Origin of the sequence: Actinosynnema sp. NPDC059335 (assembly GCF_042752395.1) — a bacterium.
Taxonomy (GTDB): Bacteria; Actinomycetota; Actinomycetes; order Mycobacteriales; family Pseudonocardiaceae; genus Actinosynnema.
In genome coordinates this window covers 20,107-41,723 of sequence record NZ_JBHYXZ010000038.1, presented here as the reverse complement: position 1 = coordinate 41,723, position 21,617 = coordinate 20,107, and the positions used below count along the sequence as shown (strand labels likewise).

Genomic DNA, 21,617 nt, shown 5'->3' with positions numbered 1-21,617 from the left:
GTCAGCCCTCCGCGAGGCACGCGGAGCGGCGGTCCGATCCTAGGTGATCGGCCCTCCGCCTCCCCCACCGCCGCCCGACCAGGTGATTCCGGACCGGCCCGCGGTCAGGCCCCGGGCGTCGCCCGGTGAGCGGCCGGCGCGCCCACACCCCGGATCGGGCGCGCGGTCGCGGTTCCGGCCCCGGACCGGCCACCCGACCCGCGCGGCGCCGTGCCGGTGACGCCGTGCCGGAACCCGATCGCGACCTGGGCGCGTCGGAATTGTCGGTGGGCCGTGGCACTCTTCGACCGCGCGCGCAGGATCCCGGCGGCGATCAGCGGAAAACCGGGTCACAAGCCGCGACCACGCCCTTAGAATCAGCCCTCCCCCGTGACCTGACCCGAGGTGAACTCCACTCCCATGGCACACACCTTCGGTGTCGACCTGCGCGGGATCATCGACCTGCTCAGCCACCACCTCTACAGCAGCCCCAGGGTGTACGCGCGCGAACTGCTCCAGAACGCGGTGGACGCGATCACCGCCCGCCGCGCGCTGCACCCGGACGCGCCGGGCGAGGTCGTGATCGAGCCGGTCGGGTCCGCCGGCGGCACCCTCCGCATCTCCGACACCGGCATCGGCCTCACCGAGCGCGAGGTGCACGAGCTGCTGTCCACGCTCGGCCGCACCTCCAAGCGCGACGACCTGGGCTTCGCCCGCCAGGGCTTCCTGGGCCAGTTCGGCGTCGGCCTGCTGTCGGCGTTCCTGGTGGCCGAGCGCATCCGGCTGGTCAGCCGCTCCGCCCGGGGCGGCCCCGCGGTCCGGTGGACGGCCGACGCGGCGGGCAACTACGAGGTCGAGGTGGACGACGGCGCCCGCGCGGACGTCGGCACCACCATCGAGCTGGTGCCGCACCGCGACGCCGAGCACTGGCTGGAGCGCGACGTGGTCAAGGCCCTGGTCACCGAGTACGGCGCCCTGCTGCCGGTGACGGTGCGGGTCGGTGACGAGGTCGTCACGGAGGGCGGGCTGCCGTGGGAGTCCGACCCGATCGCGTACGGCGAGCGGGTGCTGGGCGTGCGGCCGTTCGACGCGATCCCGGTCGAGGTGCCGACGGTGGGCCTGCGCGGCGTCGCCTACGTGCTGCCCGGCGGCGTGCACCCCGGCGCGCGCCAGTCCCACCGCGTCTACCTCAAGCGGATGCTCGTCGGCGACGCCATCGAGGGCCTGCTGCCGGAGTGGGCCTACTTCGTGCGCTGCGTGGTCGACTCGACGTCGCTGCGGCCGACCGCGAGCCGGGAGTCGCTCTACCAGGACGAGACGCTGCTGGCCGTGCGCGAGGAGCTGGGCCGCCAGGTCCGCGACTGGCTGGTCCGCCTCGACGCGACGAGCCCCGACCGCACGCGTGCCCTGCTCGACGCGCACCACCTGGGCATCAAGTCGCTGGCCAGGGTGGACGACGAGATGCTGCGGCTGGTCGAGCGGTGGCTGCCGTTCGAGACCACCGACGGCCCCCAGTCGCTGCGCCAGTTCCGCCGCAAGCACGGCGTCATCGCGCACGTGCCGGACGTGGACGAGTTCCGCCAGCTCGCGCCGGTCGCGCACGCGCAGGGCATGGGCCTGGTCAACGCGGGCTACGCCTACGACGCGGAGATCATGGAACGGCTCGTCGCCCTGGACGGCCCGACCGCCGCCCGCCGGGTCGCGCCGACCGAGGTGCTGGCCGCGCTCGACGACCCGGACCCGGAGCTGGAACGCGCGCTGCGGGAGCGGTTCGCGCTGGCCAAGGACGTGCTGGAGCGGCACGACTGCGAGGCCGTGCCGCGCGACTTCGACCCGGGCTCGCTGCCCGCGCTGCTGGTCACGAACGTGGAGGGCGAGCGCAGGCGGGACGCGCGGCAGGTCGGCGAGCAGGCCGACCCGCTGTGGGCGGAGCTGCTGGGCAGCCTGGTCGAGTCGACGTCCGACGCCGCCCAGCGGCTCGTGCTGAACTGCCGCAACCCGCTGGTGCGGCGGCTGGCGCAGCTGACCGACCCGGCGCTGGTGGAGCTGACCGTGGAGTCGCTGTACGTGCACGCGTTGCTGCAGGCGCGCCGCCCGATGCGCCCGAAGGACACCGCGGCGCTGAACCGTTCGTTCCTGGAACTGCTGGACCGCGCCGTGGGAGATCACCGGTGAACGAGGAGAAGGAAGCCGCCGAGCGGCAGTTCGTCGAGGCGTACCACATGCCGGAGGGCATGGCGCGGCACGAGGCGCTGGAGCGGGCGGCCCGCGCGGCGGACGCGCTCGACCACCTGCCGCTGGCCGTGAGCTGCCGCATCGCGCTGATCCGGTCCGCCTACGACCTGGGCCGCTACGACCTGATGCTGGCCCCGTTCGCCTGGTGCGGCACGGCCGAGCAGCGCGACCCCACCGCGTTCGACGAGTGGGAGACGCACAGCTACGACTGGGCGCACAAGTGGATCGTCAGCGGCCTGATCGCCGACCCGCGGTTCACGCTGGAGCAGATCAACTCGTTCGTGGACCAGCTCGCCGAGCGCTACCGGCGGCTCGGCTACTCGATGCAGCCCGTGCACGGCGCCCGCGCCGACCTGGCCTCGCACATCGGCGACGAGGAGGCGTACCGGGAGCACTTCGCGCGGTACCTGGCGATGGACCGCGGCCCGATGAGCGACTGCGAGGCGTGCGTCATCGAGGAGCAGGCCGGGCACCTGATCCGGCAGGGCAGGCACGCCGAGGCGGTCGCGCACGCCGAGCACCAGTTGGAGCAGGACACGGGCTGCGCGACCCAGCCCCAGGGCATCCTGACCACGTTGACGCCCGCGTTCGTGGCGCTGGGCGACGTGGACCGGGCACGGCAGGCGCACGTGGTGGCGTACCGGCTGGTGCGCGACGACCTGGTCGGCGGCTACCTGGACGACCACCTGGAGTTCTGCGCGACGTCGGGCAACGTGCGGCGCGGCGTCGAGCTGCTGCGCGGCCACCTGCACCGGGTGCACCACTCGACCAGCCCGTCCCGGGCCATGCACTTCGCCGCGGGCGCGGCGCTGCTGCTCAGCCGGGTGTCGCCGGACGAGGAGTTCGCCGTGCCGCGGGACGGGCGGACCACCGTGCTGACCGCGCCGGAGCTGCGCGAGCTGCTGGAGGCGCAGGCGCTGGAGATCGCGGCCCGGTTCGACCGGCGCAACGGCAGCGACGCGGTGAGCACCCGCGTGCGGCGCACGCTGGCCGCGCCGGACACGATCCCGGTGCCGCTGGCCGTGCCGACCGCGGCCGCTCCCCCGCCCCCGGTCGAGGAGGAGCCGGTGGCGGTCGCCGACCCGGTCGAGCTGGCGCGGGCGATGTGCGACGCGTTCGACGAGGGCGAGTTCCTGGTCGGCATGCGGCTGCTGAGATCGCTGCCGGAGGACCTGGACCCGTTGCTGCCCGAGTCGCTGGGCGCGCTGGTCGCGGCCCGGCGGGCGATCGCGGGCGGGCACGTGCGGCCGAAGGAGGAGGTGCTGGCGGAGCTGGACGCGGCGGTCGACCGGCTGGCCGCGTGCGGCGAGCACGACCTGGCCAACCGGTTCCGGGCGCGGGGCGCGGGGCTGCGCGCGGAGGACGGCGGGCTCGCGCGGTGCATCGCCGTGGCGCGCACGTGCCTGGCGGAGGCGGACGTCGCGGGCACCCCGTTCACGCGGGTGCTGACGCGGTTGCTGCTGGGCGACCTGCTCGCGGACGCCGACGAGGTCGACGAGCAGGGCGAGCTGGCCGCCGAGGCGCTGGAGCTGGCGCGGGCCGAGGTGCCGGAGCTGGTGTCGCGGGCGCGGTGCGACCGGGCGCAGCACCTGGCCACCACGGGGCGGTTGGACGAGGCGCACGCCGAGGTGGCGGACGTGCTGTCGGGTGACGTCCCGGCGTCCGTGCGGTTCGACGCGCTGCGGCTGCTGCTGAAGATCCAGACCGTGCGCGGCGAGGAGGAGGCGGTGCGCACGGCGGCCGAGTTCGTCGGCGCGTTCAGCACGCCGCGCGGGCCGTGGACGGCGGAGACGCACCGGCAGCGGGTGGCGTCGGTCGAGCGGCTCGGGCTGGAGGCCGAGCACCTGGCGGAGCTGCGTGACGCGGTGACCGTCGGCCACGAGGTCGGCGTGCCGGACGACGTGGCCAAGGCGTGCTACGCCCTGGCCGGCGGCTACCTCAAGGCGGGCCGGTTCGTGGAGGCCGCCGAGGCCCTGGAGGAAGCCGTCCGCGTCATCGAGGGCGGCGACGTCGACCCGGACATCGTCGTGCCCGTCCGCTACCGGCTGGGCCAGGTGTGCGCCCGCCTGGACGAGACCGAGGCCGCCCGCAAGCACCTGGAGGTCGCGCTCGGCCTCGTGCCCGCCGACGAGCCGTGGCGACGGGCCATGGTCCTGGACGTCCTGGCCGGCGTCCTGCGCCGCCTGGACCACCCGCTCGAAGCCGCGTCCGCCTACCAGGGCGCCGCGGCCGCGTGGCGGGAGGTCTCGGAACCGGCCGAGGCCGCCGGCTCCCTGGTCGAAGCCGCCGCCGCGCTGCCGAACGAGGAAGCCGCCGAGTGCCACGCGACCCTGGCGGAAGCCGAACAACTCCTGCCCGCCGTCGAGGACCCCGACCACCGCACCCACCTGACCGCGCGGATCGCCGCCATCAGGGCCTTCCTGCACGTCCAAGCCGGCCACCACGAGGCCGCGATCGAGCAGAACGGCATCGCCGAGGAACTGGCCGCGCAGCTGGGTGACCTGGACTGGCAGACGTTCCTGGTGGCACGCGGCGCGCGGTTCCTGCTGGAGTCGGGCGACCCGGCCAACGCCGAAGCGGAAGCCCGCCGGGCCGGCGCCCTGATCACCGACGACACCCCGCCGCAGATCCTCGGCGACATCGCCAACGTGGTCGAGGAAGCCCTCCGCGCCCAGTCCAAGCCGACCTCGGGCGACCCCCTGCTCCGCACTCTGACGACACGGCTGGAAGCCTGACGAGCGGCGGGTTGACCGGACCATAACGCCTGGTCAACCCGCCTTTTCCCGGCTGGCCCAGATGTCAACCATGATCACCGGATCGAGCGAATCACCGGTCCACCGTGAACCAAATCCGAGTTCGCGCGTCGCCTAGGAACAAGAAGGAGGCCGGCTCAGGCACCACCCGCCCCGCCCCCAAGCCCGCGCCCCACAACCCCCGGCCCTCCCGACCCCACGCCCCAGACACCCCAGCAACCGCCCCCGAGCCCTCTCACCCCGCTCGCACCCACACCCAGCCCACACCCGCCGCACTCAGCCCACACACCGCACCCGAGCCGCACCGCCCTCACCCGCACCGCCCTCACACCCGCCGCACCGGAGCCCTCACACCCGCTGCGCGAGCGCTCACACCCGCTGCGCCCGAGCCGAGGCATACAGGCACACCGCCGCGGCGGTAGCGAGGTTGAGGCTCTCCGCCGCACCGTAGATCGGCACCTTGAGCGCGGCGTCCAGCCCGGCCACCACGTCATCCGGCAGCCCGTGCGCCTCGCTGCCGAACACCCACCCCGTCGGCCCCGCCAGCTCGCCACGCAGGTCGGCCGTCACCAGGTCGTCGGGCGCGTACCCGTCCGCCGCGACCAGCCGCAGCCCCGCCGCCCGGCACGCCGCGAACGCCTCGTCCGCGTCACGCACGCGCGCGATCGGCAGGTGGAACACGCTGCCCGTGGACGCGCGCACGCACTTGCCGTTGTGCGGGTCGACCGCGTCGCCCGCGAAGATCACCGCGTCCGCGCCCGCCGCGTCGGCCACGCGCACCACGGTGCCGGCGTTGCCGGGGTCGGCCACGCCGTGCAGCACGGCCACCAGCCGCACGCCGGGGGTCAGCGCCGTGGCCAGCGGCACGTCCACGAGCGAGCACACGGCGACGATGCCCTGCGGCGTGACGGTCTCGGACAGCGCGGCGGCGGCTTTGTCGGTCACGGGGCTGACCGGCACGCCCGCGTCGACGGCGGCGCGCACGAGCGGCTGGTTGCGGTCGGCGGCGGTGGGGGTGAGGAACAGTTCGTGCACCTGGCCGCGGCCGGCGGCGGACCAGGTGAGGGCTTCGCGCACGGCTTGGGCGCCTTCGGCGAGGAACCGCGAGGCGCGGTCGCGGCCGGAGCGCCTGGTCAGGCGATTAGCGGCAACGACCCGGGGTGTCCGTTCGGTGAACGGAGCATCCCCGGGTCGTGGTGCGCGGTCGTGCGGGCTCAGGCCTTGTCCTCGACGGGCGCGTTGACGTCGCTGGGCAGCGCCGCGCGGGCGGCCTCGACCAGCGCGGTGAACGCGCCGGGGTCGCTGACGGCCAGCTCGGCGAGGATCTTGCGGTCCACCTCGATGCCGGCGAGCCGCAGGCCCTGGATGAAGCGGTTGTACGTCATGCCGTTGGCGCGGACACCGGCGTTGATGCGCTGGATCCACAGCTTCCGGAAGTCACCCTTGCGGGCGCGGCGGTCCCGGTAGGCGTAGTTGAGCGAGTGGAGCACCTGCTCCTTGGCCTTGCGGTACAGCCTCGAACGCTGGCCGCGGTAGCCGCTGGCGAGCTCAAGGGTGGTACGGCGCTTCTTCTGGGCGTTCACTGCCCTTTTGACGCGTGCCACGGGTCCATCCTGTCGATCTCGTGGGGCCGGTGGGGGCCGGTCCCGGTGTTCAAGGGGGTGGAGGTCTCAGGGCCTCAGAGGCCGAGCAGCTTCTTGATCCGCGGCACGTCGTGCTTGGAGACGTCGGTCGTGCCGGAGAGGCGGCGCGTCAGCGTGCTGGGCTTCTTCTCCAGCTTGTGGCGCTTGCCGGTCTTCTCGCGGATGAGCTTGCCGCTGCCGGTGACCTTCACGCGCTTGGAGGTCCCGCTGTGGCTCTTGTTCTTGGGCATTTCCGTCCTCAGTCTCGTGCAGCCACCGGGGATGGGGGCGGCCATGCTTGCTCCCGGCCCGGGGGCCGGGAGATCACTCCTCGACAGACTCCGCCGGCGCCTCGTCGGCGCTGTCGTGCTTGACCGGGCGGGTCTTCGTGGTCTTGTGCGGGGCCAGCACCATGATCATGTTGCGGCCGTCCTGCTTCGGGTTGGACTCGACGAACCCCAGCTCCGCGACGTCTTCCGCGAGCCTCTGCAGCAGGCGGTAACCGAGCTCCGGCCGGGACTGCTCACGGCCCCGGAACATGATGGTCACCTTGACCTTGTTCCCGTGCGACAGGAAGCGGGCGACGTGACCCTTCTTCGTCAGGTAGTCGTGCGGGTCGATCTTCGGCCGGAGCTTCTGCTCCTTGATGACCGTGAGCTGCTGGTTGCGGCGGGATTCACGGGCCTTCTGCGCGCTCTCGTACTTGAACTTGCCGTAGTCCATGAGCTTGCAGACCGGCGGCCGAGCCTGCGCGGCGACCTCGACGAGGTCGAGATCCGCTTCCTGGGCGAGTCGGAGCGCGTCCTCGATGCGAACGATCCCGACCTGCTCGCCGTTCGGCCCGACCAGACGAACCTCGGGCACGCGGATGCGGTCGTTGATGCGCGGCTCGGTGCTCGCGGGAGCACCTCGGTTCGAGGGACTTGTCATTCACGTCCTTTGTGACTCGTTGTGCGCCAAAGACAAGAGGCCCCACACCTGCCCGGTGTGAGGCCCGCTTCCGACCGATCGCACAACGAAGGGCGCAGTCCACCCCTCGAGGGACCGGACCCGGCCACCTGCTCGAAGCGGCAGACTCGGGTGGGAGCGGGGCTCCACTTGCCGTCCCCACTGGTGTGGGGACTGGTCGCGCGGAGAATAGTAGCAGATGGCCTTGTCAACCCCCGAATCGGCGACCGGTCCGGTGTGGTTGCGAGAATGGCTCCCGTGACCGACCTGCCTTCGAACAACGTCCGCGACCTGTCCGATGTTCCCAGCGTCGAGGTGATCAGCAAGGCGGCGATCATGCTGCTCTCCTCCGCCGCCGAGCGCCTCGGCCTGGCCGACGCCGACCCCGAGCACAGCCCGCGCCGGGACCTGGACGAGGCGCGCCGCCTGATCACCGCGCTGGCGGGCCTGGTGACCGCGTCGGCCGAGTACCTGGGGCCGCACGCGGGGCCGCTGCGCGAGGGGTTGCAGTCCGTGCAACGCGCGTTCCGCGAGGCGTCGGCGTACCCGGACGAGCCTGGTCAGGGGCCTGGCGAGAAGTACACCGGGCCGGTGTACTGACCGCCGTCCTCCCCCTCCCGGCGCCTGCCGCTTCCGTTTGCCGGACATGATCCGGCCCGGAAGTTGCTCTTTCCGGACCGTACTGGGCGGATCTGCCGATCATCCGCCTGATGTGCCCCCACACCGTCGTCGGGGCGCCCGGGCCGCTCCCCCCTGGCCCGGCAGTGCGAGCGGAAAGAGATCACATGCGTCACTCACGCAGACGCGGCGCGATGTTGGCCGTCGCCGCGTTGGCCGCCTCCGCCGTCCAGCTGACCCCGTCGGCGGTGGCCGCCCCCGCCCCCGTCGCGTCCAAGTGCGGCCCCCTCGACGTCGTGTTCGTCCTGGACGACACCGGCAGCATGGGCGGGGCCATCGGGAACCTGAAGACCGGTGTCAACGCGATCGTCAACGACGTGGTCACCGCGTCCGGTGGCGACTACCAGCTCGGGTTGGTGACGTTCAAGGACAACGTCACCGTCCACAGCGACCTGGCCCCGGGCAACGCCGGGCCGGTGACGAACTACATCACGAACACGCTGGCCGCCGGTGGTGGCGGTGGCGAGCCCGAGGCGTCCGACGAGGCGTTGAACACGGTCGTCAACAACCGGGCGGCGGCCGGGCGGCCGCAGAACGTCGACTTCGCGGGCACGTGGCGGTCGAACGCGATGAAGTTCGTCGTGCTGGTGACGGACGCGCGGCCGGGCGGGTTCGACGACGCGCACGGGGCGGTGGACGTCGCCAACGCCGCGCAGTGGGCCAACGACGCGCTGGCCCGCGGTATCAAGATCAGCCCGGTGTACGTGCCGACGTCGTCGGCGTACACGTCGGTGATCGCGCCGATCATGCAGAACTACGCCACGACGACCGGTGGTGTGTTCACGCAGGCGTCGTCCACGGGCGCGGGCACGGCGGACGCGATCCGCAAGCTGCTGTCGGACTGCCGGCAGACCGACGTGTTCATGCGCGACCAGGTGACCGACACGGGCGCGGAGCCCAACCCGAACGGCACGGTGTGGAACAGCCCGGACATCAAGGTCTGCCCGACCCTGGCGGACTGCGCGCCGGGGTTCCAGCCGGTGGTCGGCGCGACGAACTACGTGCACGTGCGGCTGAGCAACAACACGGCGACGGCGAACGGCACGTTGAAGGTGTACCGGACGCCTGCCGGTGGCGGGACGACGTGGAACAACGCGACCAACGGCGACTGGGTGTTCATCGGTCAGCAGTCGTTGACGGTGCCGGTGGGCGGGGCCGTGGCGAAGATCGCGTGGTCGAACATCCCCGGTCCGGGGCACTTCTGCCTGTTGGCGCGGTGGGTGTCGGCGACGGACCCGATGACGTTCGCGGAGGGGTCGAACACGGCCCTGAACACGAAGAACAACAACAACATCGCGTGGAAGAACCTGCAGACCGTGCGTGGGCGGGTCTTCGAGCCGGTGAAGTCGTGGTTCACGGTGGGCAACGGGACGGAGCGCGAGATCCGGACCGACCTGGTGCTGACCGGTGAGAAGCCGGTGGCGGGCACGGTGGTGATCGACCTGGGTCGGGAGCTGCTGGAGCGCTGGCGCGCGGGCGGCGGGAAGGCCGAGGGCGTGAAGCAGGTCGGCGAGACGGCGTTCCAGTTCGACTCGAAGCGGTCGGGGCTGTTCGGGGTGCCGTTGAAGCCGGGTGAGCGGTTCACGACGGAGTTGACGTTCACCGCGGAGGCGCCGGGCGAGTACCTGGTGAACCTCGTCCAGTTCGTGGAGGGCGAGGACCACGGCGGCGTGGCCTACCAGGTCATCGCGGACCGCGAGTAGCGGGTGGGGCGTGACCGCGGCCCTCGCGGGGGTCGCGGTCACGTGTCCTGAGCGTTGAATTCAGGGGTCCCGAACGTAGGACACACGCGTTCCGAACGTAGGACACGCGCGTTCTGGAGGTAGGACACGCGGTTGGGGGTGGGCCGAAGGGTTGAGGTGAGGGCGCCGAAGGTTCGGCACGTCGGGGGTTGGGTGTGGGTGGTGGGGGTGCCAGGGTCGAGGTGTTCGCGCGAACTCGACCGAGATCCTCGACCCCTGCACGAGGGAGTAGCCCACATGGGAGAGTTACGCGCGCCCTGGATCCGTCGGGTCCGGGCGGTGGGTGTCGGCGCGGCGGCGGTGTTGGCGGCGGCGGTGGCCGTGACGCCGGCGCAGGCCGCGGAGGCGCAGATCCGCGACGCCGGTGCGCCGGCGGCGGTGGCGGGCAGTTACATCGTGGTGTTGGAGGACGGTGTCGCCGCGGAGGCGGTGGCCGAGCGGGCCGGCGTCCGGGTGACGCACCGGTACCGGGCGGCGTTGAACGGGTTCGCGGCGGCGATGAGCGAGCGGGCCGCGAAGCGGTTGGCGGCGGACCCGGCGGTCGCGTACGTGGCCCAGGACCAGCGGGTCCAGGTGCTGGCGGACCAGCCGAACCCGCCGTCGTGGGGGTTGGACCGCGTCGACCAGCGGGACCTGCCGCTGAACCGGAACTACGGGTACGCGAGCACGGCGGGCAACGTGCACGCCTACATCATCGACACCGGCATCCGGACGACCCACGCCGATTTCGGCGGGCGGGCGTCGTTCGACGCCAACACCACCGGTGACGGGAACAACACGGACTGCAACGGTCACGGCACGCACGTGGCGGGCACGGTCGGCGGTGCGGCGCACGGTGTGGCGAAGGCGGTGCGGCTGCACGGCGTGAAGGTGCTGTCGTGCTCGGGTTCGGGCACGATCGCGGGCGTGGTCGCGGGCGTGGACTGGGTGACGGCGAACGCGCAGAAGCCGGCCGTGGCGAACATGAGCCTGGGCGGCGGCGCGAACGACACCCTGGACGCGGCGGTGCGCCGGTCGATCGCGTCCGGCGTCACGTACGCGATCGCGTCCGGCAACTCGAACGCCGACGCGTGCTCGTTCTCGCCGGCGCGGGTGGCGGAGGCCATCACGGTCAACGCGTCGGACAGCGCGGACGGCCGGGCGTCGTTCTCGAACTGGGGCACGTGCACGGACCTGTTCGCGCCGGGCGTGGGGATCACGTCGGCGTGGCACACGTCGGACACGGCGACGAACTCGATCAGCGGCACGTCGATGGCGGCGCCGCACGTGGCGGGCGCGGCGGCGCTGGTGCTGGCGGGCGCGCCGGGCGCGTCGCCGCAGCAGGTGCGGGACGCGCTGGTCGGGGCGGCCACGCCGAACAAGGTGGCCAACCCGGGCGCCGGGTCGCCGAACGCGCTGCTGTTCACGGGGTCGGCCCCGCCGCCGCAGCCGGGCGGGGACACGCTGGTGCGGGGCGAGAGCCTGCGGGCCGGGGAGAGCCGGACGTCGCAGGACGGCCGGTTCACGCTGGTGATGCAGGGTGACGGGAACCTGGTGCTGTACACGGCGGCGGGTCAGCCGTTGTGGCACACGAGCACCCACGGCACGGCCGCGGCTTACGTGGTGCTCCAGCACGACGGCAACCTGGTGATCTACACGGCGGCAGGTCAGCCGCTGTGGCACACGAGCACGCACGGCACGGCGGCCGACCGGCTGATCGTGCAGAACGACTCGAACCTGGTGCTGTACGGCCCGACGGGCCAGGTCTTCTGGCACCGCCTGGCCTGACGCCGGCCGGTCGTGACGTCGGGGTCGGGCACGGAGGACCCCGGCGTCACGGCCGGTGAGCCGCGGTCCGGGGCGGGTGAGCCGCCGGCGGGCGGCGAGCCCGGTGGCAGCCGACGAGCCCGGTCGCGGGCGGCGAGCCCGGTCGCGGCGGCGAACCCGGTCGCGGCCGGTGAGCCGTGGTCAGGGGCGGATGCCGGCCGACCGCAGCCGCCGGGCGGCGAGCGCGGCGATGATCTCCGGGTCCTGGCGCCGCCAGCCCTCCACCGGGTCGCCGGGGAACGTCGCGAGGTCGTGCAGCGACAGGGTGTTGAGCGCGTGCAGGGCGAGCAGGTCGTGGCGGCCCTGGTCGCGCAGCCGCCGGACGAGGCCCGCCCGCCGGGCGTACCGCAGCCGCAGCGGCAGCCACGTGATCAGCAGGAACAGCAGCGGCACGGCGATGAGCGCGACGGTGAGCCAGAGGGCGGTGGTCTCGACCGCGTGGGTGACGGCGTCGCCCGCGTCGGTGAGCGTGCCGCCGGCGGATCGGCCGCGTTCCAGGGCCTCGGCGAGCCGGCCGCCGACGAGCGGCACGCCGCGGGCCTTGTCGGCGGCGTCGGTGAACGTGCCGGTCAGGTCGTGCCCGGCCCCGGCCAGTCCGTCGCCGGGTGCGCGCAGGGTGCGGACCGCGTCGCCGGCGGTCGTGGCGACCGTGATCCAGAGCCACGTCCAGGCGACCGCGACCAGGTCGGCGACGACCTGCAGGACGAGTCGGGGCGAGGGGTCCGCGTACCACTTCATGGGTGGTGGTCTTACCAGTGCCGCGTTACGGGAACCAGACGTGATGGTCGTCGCCGCGACCGCGGGCGGTGTTCCCCGGGTGGGCTACTACTGTCGTGGTGTGGGGATGACGTTCGGTGAGCTGCTCCGTGCGCACCGGTTGCGGGTCCGGTTGACGCAGGAGGAGTTGGCGGAGGGTTCCGGGGTCAGCGTGCGGGCGATCAGCGACATGGAGCGCGGTCGCGCGAAGGGGCCCCAGCGGCGGACGGTGGAGGCGTTGGCCGGGGTGCTCTCGTTGGCGGAGCACGAGTTCGCGGAGTTGTTGGCCGCGGCGAAGCAGGGTCGGGCGCGGCGGGCGCCGGTGGTGGCGGAGCCGTCGGCGTTGCCGCCGGACGTGGCGGACCTGACCGGCCGGGACGGCGAGTTGGCCGCGTTGGCGGCGGTGGCGGAGGCGACGCGGACCACGTCGCTGGTCGTGGTGCACGGTCCGCCGGGGGCGGGGAAGACGGCGTTGGCGGTGCGGGCGGCGTACCGGTTGGCGTCCCGTTTCCCGGACGGGTGCTTCTTCTTCAACCTTCGGGGGATGGACGCGCGGCCGGTGCACCCGTCGGAGGTGGTGCACCGGATGTTGTCGGCGCTGGGGGTGGACGAGAAGCGGATCCCGGCGGGCGAGGCGGAGCGGTCGGACCTGTACCGGGCGCGGCTGCGGGAGCGGTCGACGCTGCTGGTGCTGGACAACGCGTCGGACGAGGCGCAGGTGCGGCCGTTGCTGGCGACGGGGTCGGGGTCGATGGTGCTGGTGACGTCGCGGTTGGTGCTGGGCGGGTTGGAGGCGGGCACGCGGCTGGCGTTGGACGTGCTGGACCCGGGCGAGTCGGTCGAGCTGCTGGGCGCGATCGCGGGGCGGGCGAGGGTGGGCGCGGAGCCGGTGGCGACGGCGCGGGTGGCGAAGCTGTGCGGGCACCTGCCGCTGGCGCTGCGGATCGCGGGGAACCGGCTGGCGAGCCGTCCGAAGTGGACGATCGGGCACCTGGCGGGGCAGCTGGTGGACGAACGGCGGCGGTTGTCCGCGTTGACGGCGGGCGACCTCCAGGTGCGGACCGCGTTCGAGATGTCGTACCGGCAGCTCGGGGGGAAGGCGGCGGTGCTGTTCCGGCGGTTGTCGCTGGCGCCGGGCGCGGACTTCGGGCCGGAGCTGGCCGCGGTGGTGGCGGACGTGGACCGGTTCTCGGCCGAGGACACGTTGGAGGAGCTGGTGGACATGAGCCTGCTGGACACCGCGGAGGTGCCCGGCCGGTACGTGTTCCACGACCTGATCCGGGTGTTCGCGGGTGAGCGGCTGGCGGACGAGGAGCCCGCGCCGGTGGTGGAGCGGGCCCGGCGGCGGATGGTGGAGTGGCTGCTGGGCACGGCGGTGACGGCGGCCGGGTTCTTCGGGCCGGACGCGCGGACGGGGCCGGCGGGGTCGTTGGGCGGCCAGGAGGAGGCCGACGCGTGGCTGACCGCGGAGGCCGGGAACTGGTTGGGCGCGTTGCGGTGGGCGGTGGCGAACGGGTGGCACGCGGAGGTGCTGCGGCTGGCCACGGCCATGCACTGGTACTCCGACCAGCGCGGTCGGCCGGAGACGTGGGTGGAGGTGTTCACCGCCGGGGTGGGGGCGGCGCGGGCGTTGGGCAGCGTGCGGGACGAGGCCGTGCAGCTGAACTTCCTGACCTGGACGTTGGCGGTGCTGTTGCGCCGCTACCCGGAGGCGTTGGCGTTGCACGACGAGGCGTGGCGCGCGTCGGTGGCCGCGGGGGACGTGCGGGAGCAGGGCTGGGCGGTGCACTACCGGTCGGTGTCGGAGCTGCGGACCGGGCGGTTGGAGGAGGCGCAGGTCAGCGCGCGGCGGGCGCAGGAGCTGTTCCGCCGGGCCGGGTACCCGTTGGGCGAGCAGATCTCGTTGTCGTGCCTGGCGCTGGTGCTGGACGGGTTGGCGCGGCACGAGGACGCGGTGCGGGTGAACCGGGAGCTGCTGGCGAACGTGCGGTCGGGCCGGTTGGAGCTGGCGCCGGTGATGGTGACGGAGATGTCGGCGACGTTGCTGGTGCGCACGGCGGACAGCCTGGGCCGGTCGGCGCGGTGGGCGGAGGCGTTGGCGGCGGCGGACGAGGCGTTGGAGCTGCTGCGGGCGACGACCGCGCCGTCGAGCCTGTGCGACGCGCTGTACCTGCGGGGGGTGGCCCTGCACCGGCTCGGCGACGCGATGGGGGCGCGTGCCGAGCTGGTGCGGGCCGCGGCGTTGGCCGACGAGCACCGGCACCACCGGTTGGCGGCGGTGCTGGGCGCGTTGGCCGACGTCCACGACGACCTGGGCGACCCGGTCGCGGCTGGGGTGTCCCGCGACCGGGCCGAGGACGCGAGGTCTCGGCGGTAGACCTCGCGTGCCGTCCGGCGCGGCGGCGCGTCGCCCCCGGCCGCGGGCGGCGGGTGCGGCGCGGTCAGCCGATCGGTGATGCGTTCCTAGCCATCGCCGGGTCCTTCCAGACGTGCTCCTTGGGGGTGGTCCCAGTCAATCGCGCGCGCAAGCCCGGCACCACGCAGAACAACCGGCAGAAGTACGCGCTGTCACCCGGTCGTGTCTCGATTGGTCAGTCGAGGACGGCGAGCGCGTCGATCTCGACCAGCAGCTTCTCCGGCAGGCCGACGTAGACGGTGGTGCGCGCCGGGTAGGGCTGTTCGGTGACGAACTCGCCGTAGGCGGCGTTCATCTCGGCGAAGTGGGCGGTGTCGGTGAGGTAGACGCGCAGCATGACCACGTCGGCCAGGGACGCGCCGCCCGCCTCGAGCACCGCGACCACGTTGCGCAGGGCCTGGCGGGTCTGCTCGGCGACGGTGTCGCCGACGACCTCCCCGGTGGCCGGGTCGAACGCGACCTGGCCCGCCACCTGGAGGATCGGGCCCTTGCGGACGCCCTGGGAGAACGCGGCCACGGGGGTGGGCGCGGCGTCGGTCCTGATCTCGGTCTTCGCCATGGGTTGTGCGTTTCCTCTCTGGGTTTCGTCAGTCGCGCGGCGTCCAGCCGCACTCGACGGAGGCGGCCCGCGCGGTGGCGAGCAGGTCGGGCAGGTGGCCGAGAAGGCCGTCGAAGTCGAGCAGCACCTTGGGCACGGACATCGACACGGCCGCGACGACCTCGCCGCGGGCGCCGCGGATCGGCGCGGCGATGCAGTGGATGAAGTCCTCGTGCTCGGCGTTGTCGACGGCGTACCCGGCGGCGCGGACGCGGTCCAGCTCGGCCAGGTACGCGTCGGGCGTGGTGATGGTGTTGGCGGTGAGCGGCGCGTAGTCGATGGCCCGGGCGACCTCGCGGCGGCGTGGTTCGGGCAGGTCGGCGAGCAGCACCTTGGCGACGGCGGTGCAGTGCAGCGGCGCGCGTCTGCCGATGCGGGAGTACATGCGCATCGGGTGGGTGCTGTCGTACTTGTCGATGTAGATGACCTCGCCGTCCTCGTAGGACGCGAGGTGCACGGTGTAGCCGGTGCGGGCGTTGAGGTCGCGCAGGGCGGTCTCGGCGCTGCGCCGCACGTCGCGCTCCTCCAGCGCCCGGTTGGCCAGGTCGAACAGGGCGGCGCCGAGCCGGTAGTGGTGCACGCCCTGGCGCTGCACGAACCGGTGCGACTCCAGGGTGCGCAGGAGCCTCATGGTGGTCGACTTGTGCACCTCGATGACGCCCGACAGCTCGTCGAGCGTCTTCGGTCCGGTGGCCAGTTCCCCCACCAGGGTCAGCGCCCGGTCCAGGCTTTGGCTCATCGACGTCTCCTCAGGTGTGCGGCGGCCCACGTGCCGGGGTCGGCGTCCAGCAGTGGCACGGTCACCGCGGGCGGCAGCGACTCGCCGACATCCTCCCTGGTGAGCAGGGCGGCGGCGGCCTGGAGGTGGCCGACGCGCAGCCGGCGGGCGGGCGGCTCGCCGGCGAGGTGGGCGGCGAGGTAGCCGGCGGCGAACGCGTCGCCCGCGCCGACGGGCTCCACCACCTCGACCCGCAGTCCCGGCTGGAACGTGGTCGTGCCGTTCTCGACCACGGTCGCGCCGCGCGCGCCGTGCTTGACCACGAGCGTGGTCGGGCCGGGCAGCAGGGCGCGCAGCTCGGCCGGGTCGCCGGTGCCCCACACGGCCTGCGCCTCGTCGGAGCCCGCGAGCACGATGTCGGCGGCGTCGGCGAGGTCGCGCAGCACGGCCGGGTCGCGGTCGTGCCACAGCGCGGGCCGCCAGTTGAGGTCGAACGACACCGGCGCCGGCCGCGGTCTGCGCAGCACCGCCCGCAGCAGTTCCAGGCAGCTGTCCGACAGGGCCGCGGTGATGCCGCTGACGTGCAGCAGCGCCACGTCGTCCAGGCGCAGCCGGGCGAGCACCTCCGGGCCCATCGCGGACGCGGCCGAACCGCGCCGGTAGTACCGCACGGGGCTGCCCGCGGCGCCGGCCTCCTTGACGTACAGGCCGGTGGGCCGGTGCGGGTCCACGCGCACGCCGGTGACGTCCACGCCCGCACCGCCCACCGCGTCGAGGACCGCGCCGCCGAACGCGTCGTCGCCCACGGCGCCCACCCACCGGCTGCGCACGCCCAGCCGGGCGAGGTGCACGGCCACGTTGGACTCCGCGCCGCCGACCGCCCGCGTCCAGGTGCGGACCGCGCGCACCGGGCCGGGTTCGGCGGGCACCAGCACCGCCATGGTCTCGCCCAGGCACACCACGCCGGCCGGCAGGTCGAACCGCATCCGGACTCCTCGGTGGACGTGTTGGCGGACGGGTGGGCTGATTGACGGCGGAGCGAACGAATGTTACACACTCCAGCATCACATCGCGCAATAGCCGTTGCGACATATGCAACGCGAAGGGCGGGGAACGTGGACCTCGACGCTGTGGCCGCCATCCGCGACGAACGCGTCGACTGGCGGTTCAAGGGCCTGCCGGCCGACGTGTTCGGCGCGACCATCGGCGACGTGGCCGCGCGCCGGCTCGACCTGTTCGCCGACGGGTTCGTCGGACCGCTGGTCGTGCTCGACGCCGCCGCGCTGGAGCACAACCTCGCCACCATGGCCCGCTGGTGCGCCGACCGCGGCGTGCTGCTCGCGCCGCACGGCAAGACGACCATGGCCCCCCAGCTGTTCGCGCGCCAGTTGGCGCACGGCGCGTGGGGCATCACCGCGGCCAACACCAGCCAACTGCGCGTCTACCGGGCGTTCGGCGTCGGCCGGGTGCTGCTGGCCAACCAGCTCGTCGACCCGGCCGGGCTGCGGTGGCTGGCCGCCGAACTGGCCGCCGACGCCGGGTTCGAGTTCACCTGTTGGGTGGACTCCGTCGCGGGGGTGGCGCGGATGACCGAGGCCCTGGGCGCGGTCGCCCGGCCGGTGGACGTGCTGGTGGAGCTGGGGGCGCGCGGCGGGCGGACCGGGGCCCGCGACCACGCCACGGCGCTGGAGGTGGCCCGGGCCGCCGCGGCGAGCCCCGCGCTGCGCCTGGTCGGCGTCGGCGGTTACGAGGGCGCGCTGGCGCACGACGCGTCGCCGCGGGCCCGGTCGGTCGTGGACGGCTACCTGACGTCGTTGCGCGGGTTGGCGATCGCGCTGCGGGAGCTGGTCGAGGTGGACGAGCCGATCGTCACCGCGGGCGGCAGCGCGTACTTCGACCAGGTGGCGGCGGCGCTCACCGGGCCGTGGCCGTTCCCGGTGCGGCCCGTGCTGCGGTCGGGCGCGTACATCACCCACGACGACGGGTTCTACCGCGGCATCTCGCCGCTGGCCCGCACCCCCGGCGCGCAGCCGTTCCGCAGCGCGCTGCGGGCGTGGGCGCAGGTCACCTCACGCCCCCAGCCCGACCTGGCGCTGCTCACGCTCGGCAAGCGCGACGCGTCGTTCGACGAGGGCCTGCCCGAACCGCAGGTCGTGCGCGGCCGGGACGGCGTCGAGCGGCCCTTCCGGGCCGAGGTCACCGCGCTCAACGACCAGCACGCGTTCGTGCGGCTCTCCGGCGACGAGGTCGAGGTCGGCGACTGGGTCGGGCTCGGCCTGTCCCACCCCTGCACGGTGTTCGACAAGTGGCCGCTCATCCCGGTGGTCGAGGGCACCACCGTGGTGGACCTGGTCCGCACCTACTTCTAGGAGGTCACGGCGTGGACATCGTCTTCAGGGGCGCGCGGGTGGTCGACGGCACCGGCGCGCCCGCCCGCCGAGCGGACGTCGGCGTGCGCGACGGGCGGATCGCCGCCGTCGGCGACCGGCTCGACGGGCGGCGGGTGGTGGACGCCGACGGGCGGGTCCTCGCGCCCGGCTTCATCGACATGCACTCCCACTCCGACCTCCAGCTGCTGGCCAACCCCGACCACCTGGCCAAGGTCAGCCAGGGCGTGACCACCGAGGTGCTGGGCCAGGACGGGCTTTCGTACGCGCCCGTGGACGACGACGTGCTGGCCGTGCTGCGCGCCCAGCTCGCCGGGTGGAACGACGACCCGCCCGGCTTCGACTGGGACTGGCGCTCCGTCGGCGGCTACCTCGACCGCCTGGACCGCGGCATCGCGGTCAACGCCGCCTACCTCGTGCCGCAGGGCACGCTGCGGATGCTGTGCGTCGGCTACGACGACCGGCCCGCCACCGACGCCGAGCTGGACCGGATGCGCGAGCTGCTGGCCCGGTCGCTGCGCGAGGGCGCGATGGGCATGTCGTCCGGCCTCACCTACACCCCCGGCATGTACGCCGACACCGCCGAGCTGACCGAGCTGTGCCGGGTCGTCGCCGAGCTGGGCGGCTACTACAGCCCGCACCACCGCAGCTACGGCGCGGGCGCGCTGGAGGCGTACGCGGAGATGGTGCGCGTCTCCCTCGACTCCGGCTGCCCCCTGCACCTCGCCCACGCCACGATGAACTTCGAGGTCAACCGCGGCCGCGCGGGCGAGCTGCTGGACCTCCTCGACCGGGCCGTCGCGGACGGCGCGGACATCACCCTCGACACCTACCCGTACCTGCCCGGCGCGACCTACCTGTCCGCCCTGCTGCCGAGCTGGGCGGGCGAGGGCGGCCCCGACGCCACGCTCGCCCGGCTCGCCGACCCGGACACCCGCGAGCGGATCCGGGTCGAGCTGGAGGAGACCGGCTCCGACGGCTGCCACGGCGTGCCGGTCGACTGGGCCGCGATCGAGGTCAACGGCGTGCGCGACCCGGCCAACGCGCACCTCGTCGGCCACTCGGTCGCCGAGTCCGCGCGCCGCGCCGGACGGCCGCCCGCCGAGCTGTACTTCGACGTCCTGGTCGCCGAGCGGCTCGGCACGTCGTGCCTCATGCACGTCGGCCACGAGGACAACGTGCGCGCGATCATGCGGCACCCCGCGCACACCGGCGGCAGCGACGGCCTGCTCGTCGGCGACCGGCCCCACCCCCGCGCGTGGGGCACGTTCCCCCGCTACCTCGCCCGGTACGTGCGCGAACTCGGCGTGCTCTCCCTGGAGGAGTGCGTGGCCCACCTGACCGGGCGGGCCGCGCGGCGGCTGCGGCTCGCCGACCGCGGCCTCGTCCGCGAGGGGCACGCGGCCGACCTCGTGCTGTTCGACCCCGACGCGGTCGCCGACACCGCCACCTTCGAGGAGCCGCGCCAGGCCGCCGCCGGCATCACCCACGTCCTCGTCAACGGCGTCCCGGTGCTCGACGACGGCCGGCGCACCGACGCCCTGCCCGGCCGCGCCCTGCGAAACCCCCGGAGCCACCCGTGATCGACTGGTTGCAGCACACCACCGGAGGGCTGCTGACGCTGTCCGCGCTCAGCATCGCCCTCCTCCTCGCGATGATCATCAAGTGGAAGGTCGAGCCGTTCATCGCGCTGCTCGTCGTCGGCCTGCTGGTCGCGCTGGCCGCGGGCCTGCCGGTCGAGACCCTGGTCGGCTCGGCGCAGAAGGCGTCGGAGTCCCTGGTGGAGAAGGGGTTCGGCGGCATCCTCGGCCACGTCGCCGCGATCATCGGCCTCGGCACCCTGCTCGGGTCGGTCCTGGAGGCGTCCGGCGGCGCGGAGGTGCTCACCCGGTCGCTGCTGCGGGCGTTCGGCGAGAAGCGCGCCCCGCTCGCCATGGGCCTGGCCGGGCTGATCTTCGGCGTGCCGGTGTTCTTCGACATCGGCATCTTCGTGCTCGCGCCCCTGGTGTACGTGGCGGCGAAGCGCAGCGGCCGGTCCATCGTGCTGTACGCGATGCCGCTGCTCGCCGGCCTGTCCGTGATGCACGCGTTCATGCCCCCGCACCCCGGGCCGGTCGCGGCCGCCGGGCTGCTCCACGTCGAACTCGGCTGGATCATCCTCATGGCGCTCGCCGTGGCGATCCCGGCGTGGTTCATCGGCGGCGTGCTGTACTCGGCGTGGATCGGCAAGCGGCTGGACGTGCCCGTGCCGGACGAGATGCTGGCCGCCGCGGAGGAGCTGCGCGGCGAGCAGCCCAAGGGCGAACCGCCGCTGTCGCTCGTGCTGGGCGTCATCGCGGTGCCGCTGGTGCTGATCCTCGCGGGCACGTTCGGCAGCATCCTGCTGCCCAAGGGCTCCGCGGTCCTCGGCGTGTTCACGTTCTTCGGCACGCCCGCCGTGGCGCTGACCATCGCCGTGCTGCTCGCGTTCTGGCTCCTCGGGTTCCGCCGCGGGATGTCGCGCGAGCAGGTGACCGAGCTGTCCGCCGCGTCCCTGCGGCCCGTGGCGATGATCCTGCTCGTGGTCGGCGCGGGCGGCTTCTTCGGCGCGGTGCTCGCCGCGACCGGGGTCGGCAAGGTGCTCGCCACGTCCCTGTCCGACCTCGGCCTGCCGGTGATCGCCCTGTCCTACGTGATCAGCTGCGGCCTGCGGATCGCCCAGGGCTCGGCCACCGTCGCGATCGTCACCACGACCGGCATCGTCGCGCCGGTCGTGGCCGACCTGCACTACTCCCAGCCGCAGCTCGCGCTGCTCGTCATGGCCATCGCGTCCGGCTCGATCATCGCCTCGCACGTCAACGACGGCGGGTTCTGGATCGTGTCGCGCTACTTCGGCCTGTCGGTGAAGGAGACGCTCCAGACGTGGACCGTGCTGGAGACCATCCTGTCCGTGGTCGGGTTCGCCGTGGCCGCGCTGCTCAGCCTCGTCGTGTAGGGGCG

The 21,617-nt window shown here is 73.6% G+C and carries 17 protein-coding genes; 9 read left to right on the top strand and 8 right to left on the bottom strand.

Annotation, left to right across the window (positions count from 1 at the left end; genetic code table 11):
* Positions 1–399 precede the first annotated feature (399 nt).
* Both ACFXGA_RS14575 and ACFXGA_RS14570 read left to right on the top strand, forming a co-directional pair.
* Positions 400–2,154 carry an HSP90 family protein gene (locus ACFXGA_RS14575; RefSeq protein WP_378087895.1) on the top strand — a complete coding sequence of 585 codons (1,755 nt, stop codon included), beginning with the start codon at positions 400–402 and terminating at the stop codon, positions 2,152–2,154.
* Positions 2,151–4,949, top strand: a complete 2,799-nt coding sequence (locus ACFXGA_RS14570; protein WP_378087893.1) for a hypothetical protein — start codon at positions 2,151–2,153, stop codon at positions 4,947–4,949. The genes ACFXGA_RS14575 and ACFXGA_RS14570 overlap by 4 nt, the downstream gene beginning before the upstream one ends.
* A 387-nt stretch (positions 4,950–5,336) precedes the next feature.
* Here the strand turns inward: ACFXGA_RS14570 and ACFXGA_RS14565 are convergent, their stop codons facing one another.
* From ACFXGA_RS14565 to infC, 4 genes are all read right to left on the bottom strand, one after another.
* Positions 5,337–6,185, bottom strand: a complete 849-nt coding sequence (locus tag ACFXGA_RS14565) for a TrmH family RNA methyltransferase (protein WP_378087930.1) — start codon at positions 6,183–6,185, stop codon at positions 5,337–5,339.
* Positions 6,182–6,571, bottom strand: a complete 390-nt coding sequence (gene rplT, locus ACFXGA_RS14560; RefSeq protein ID WP_073892005.1) for a 50S ribosomal protein L20 — start codon at positions 6,569–6,571, stop codon at positions 6,182–6,184. Before rplT ends, ACFXGA_RS14565 begins: the two co-directional genes overlap by 4 nt.
* Before the next feature lie 74 nt (positions 6,572–6,645).
* Positions 6,646–6,840, bottom strand: a complete 195-nt coding sequence (rpmI, locus tag ACFXGA_RS14555) for a 50S ribosomal protein L35 (RefSeq protein ID WP_378087891.1) — start codon at positions 6,838–6,840, stop codon at positions 6,646–6,648.
* A 73-nt stretch (positions 6,841–6,913) separates the two neighbouring features.
* The gene (gene infC, locus ACFXGA_RS14550) at positions 6,914–7,519 is read right to left on the bottom strand and encodes a translation initiation factor IF-3 (RefSeq protein WP_378087889.1); all 606 of its coding nucleotides are present in this window, start codon (positions 7,517–7,519) and stop codon (positions 6,914–6,916) included.
* A 267-nt stretch (positions 7,520–7,786) separates the two neighbouring features.
* On the opposite strand from infC, the gene ACFXGA_RS14545 reads away from it, so the two are divergent.
* From ACFXGA_RS14545 to ACFXGA_RS14535, 3 genes are all read left to right on the top strand, one after another.
* A complete protein-coding gene (locus tag ACFXGA_RS14545; protein WP_378087887.1) occupies positions 7,787–8,137 on the top strand; it encodes a DUF1844 domain-containing protein in 351 nt (116 codons plus the stop codon).
* A 185-nt stretch (positions 8,138–8,322) separates the two neighbouring features.
* On the top strand, positions 8,323–9,918 hold the full coding sequence (locus tag ACFXGA_RS14540) for a vWA domain-containing protein (RefSeq protein WP_378087885.1): 1,596 nt from the start codon (positions 8,323–8,325) through the stop codon (positions 9,916–9,918).
* Positions 9,919–10,194: 276 nt separating this feature from the next.
* Positions 10,195–11,724: a S8 family serine peptidase gene (locus ACFXGA_RS14535; RefSeq protein WP_378087883.1), complete on the top strand. Its 1,530-nt coding sequence runs from the start codon at positions 10,195–10,197 to the stop codon at positions 11,722–11,724.
* 180 nt (positions 11,725–11,904) lie between these two features.
* Here the strand turns inward: ACFXGA_RS14535 and ACFXGA_RS14530 are convergent, their stop codons facing one another.
* Entirely contained in the window at positions 11,905–12,501 is a 597-nt protein-coding gene (locus tag ACFXGA_RS14530; RefSeq protein WP_378087881.1) for a hypothetical protein, read from the bottom strand.
* Between the two features lie 106 nt (positions 12,502–12,607).
* On the opposite strand from ACFXGA_RS14530, the gene ACFXGA_RS14525 reads away from it, so the two are divergent.
* Positions 12,608–14,896, top strand: coding sequence for an ATP-binding protein (locus ACFXGA_RS14525; RefSeq protein WP_378087879.1), 2,289 nt, complete (start codon positions 12,608–12,610; stop codon positions 14,894–14,896).
* Between the two features lie 214 nt (positions 14,897–15,110).
* Here the strand turns inward: ACFXGA_RS14525 and ACFXGA_RS14520 are convergent, their stop codons facing one another.
* From ACFXGA_RS14520 to ACFXGA_RS14510, 3 genes are read right to left on the bottom strand one after another with little or no spacing between them, the layout of a single operon-like run.
* Positions 15,111–15,494 carry a RidA family protein gene (locus ACFXGA_RS14520; RefSeq protein WP_378087877.1) on the bottom strand — a complete coding sequence of 128 codons (384 nt, stop codon included), beginning with the start codon at positions 15,492–15,494 and terminating at the stop codon, positions 15,111–15,113.
* Between the two features lie 28 nt (positions 15,495–15,522).
* Positions 15,523–16,272 carry an IclR family transcriptional regulator gene (locus tag ACFXGA_RS14515; RefSeq protein ID WP_378087875.1) on the bottom strand — a complete coding sequence of 250 codons (750 nt, stop codon included), beginning with the start codon at positions 16,270–16,272 and terminating at the stop codon, positions 15,523–15,525.
* Positions 16,269–17,237: a sugar kinase gene (locus tag ACFXGA_RS14510; protein WP_378087873.1), complete on the bottom strand. Its 969-nt coding sequence runs from the start codon at positions 17,235–17,237 to the stop codon at positions 16,269–16,271. The genes ACFXGA_RS14515 and ACFXGA_RS14510 overlap by 4 nt, the downstream gene beginning before the upstream one ends.
* Before the next feature lie 129 nt (positions 17,238–17,366).
* On the opposite strand from ACFXGA_RS14510, the gene ACFXGA_RS14505 reads away from it, so the two are divergent.
* Genes ACFXGA_RS14505 through ACFXGA_RS14495 form a run of 3 tightly spaced genes read left to right on the top strand, consistent with a single transcriptional unit; the run spans position 17,367 to position 21,612 of the window.
* A complete protein-coding gene (locus ACFXGA_RS14505; RefSeq protein ID WP_378087871.1) occupies positions 17,367–18,620 on the top strand; it encodes an amino acid deaminase in 1,254 nt (417 codons plus the stop codon).
* Between the two features lie 11 nt (positions 18,621–18,631).
* On the top strand, positions 18,632–20,221 hold the full coding sequence (locus ACFXGA_RS14500) for an amidohydrolase family protein (RefSeq protein WP_378087869.1): 1,590 nt from the start codon (positions 18,632–18,634) through the stop codon (positions 20,219–20,221).
* A complete protein-coding gene (locus ACFXGA_RS14495; protein ID WP_378087867.1) occupies positions 20,218–21,612 on the top strand; it encodes a GntP family permease in 1,395 nt (464 codons plus the stop codon). Before ACFXGA_RS14500 ends, ACFXGA_RS14495 begins: the two co-directional genes overlap by 4 nt.
* The last annotated feature ends 5 nt before the right edge of the window (positions 21,613–21,617 follow it).

What these genes read in the sequence shown, in the direction of transcription:
- ACFXGA_RS14575 (WP_378087895.1), top strand. Translation starts at nt 400, where the DNA reads ATGGCACACACCTTCGGTGTCGACCTGCGCGGGATCATCGACCTGCTC.
- rpmI (WP_378087891.1), bottom strand. Translation starts at nt 6,840, where the DNA reads ATGCCCAAGAACAAGAGCCACAGCGGGACCTCCAAGCGCGTGAAGGTC.
- infC (WP_378087889.1), bottom strand. Translation starts at nt 7,519, where the DNA reads ATGACAAGTCCCTCGAACCGAGGTGCTCCCGCGAGCACCGAGCCGCGC.
- ACFXGA_RS14545 (WP_378087887.1), top strand. Translation starts at nt 7,787, where the DNA reads ATGGCTCCCGTGACCGACCTGCCTTCGAACAACGTCCGCGACCTGTCC.
- ACFXGA_RS14540 (WP_378087885.1), top strand. Translation starts at nt 8,323, where the DNA reads ATGCGTCACTCACGCAGACGCGGCGCGATGTTGGCCGTCGCCGCGTTG.
- ACFXGA_RS14535 (WP_378087883.1), top strand. Translation starts at nt 10,195, where the DNA reads ATGGGAGAGTTACGCGCGCCCTGGATCCGTCGGGTCCGGGCGGTGGGT.
- ACFXGA_RS14530 (WP_378087881.1), bottom strand. Translation starts at nt 12,501, where the DNA reads ATGAAGTGGTACGCGGACCCCTCGCCCCGACTCGTCCTGCAGGTCGTC.
- ACFXGA_RS14525 (WP_378087879.1), top strand. Translation starts at nt 12,608, where the DNA reads ATGACGTTCGGTGAGCTGCTCCGTGCGCACCGGTTGCGGGTCCGGTTG.
- ACFXGA_RS14520 (WP_378087877.1), bottom strand. Translation starts at nt 15,494, where the DNA reads ATGGCGAAGACCGAGATCAGGACCGACGCCGCGCCCACCCCCGTGGCC.
- ACFXGA_RS14515 (WP_378087875.1), bottom strand. Translation starts at nt 16,272, where the DNA reads ATGAGCCAAAGCCTGGACCGGGCGCTGACCCTGGTGGGGGAACTGGCC.
- ACFXGA_RS14510 (WP_378087873.1), bottom strand. Translation starts at nt 17,237, where the DNA reads ATGCGGTTCGACCTGCCGGCCGGCGTGGTGTGCCTGGGCGAGACCATG.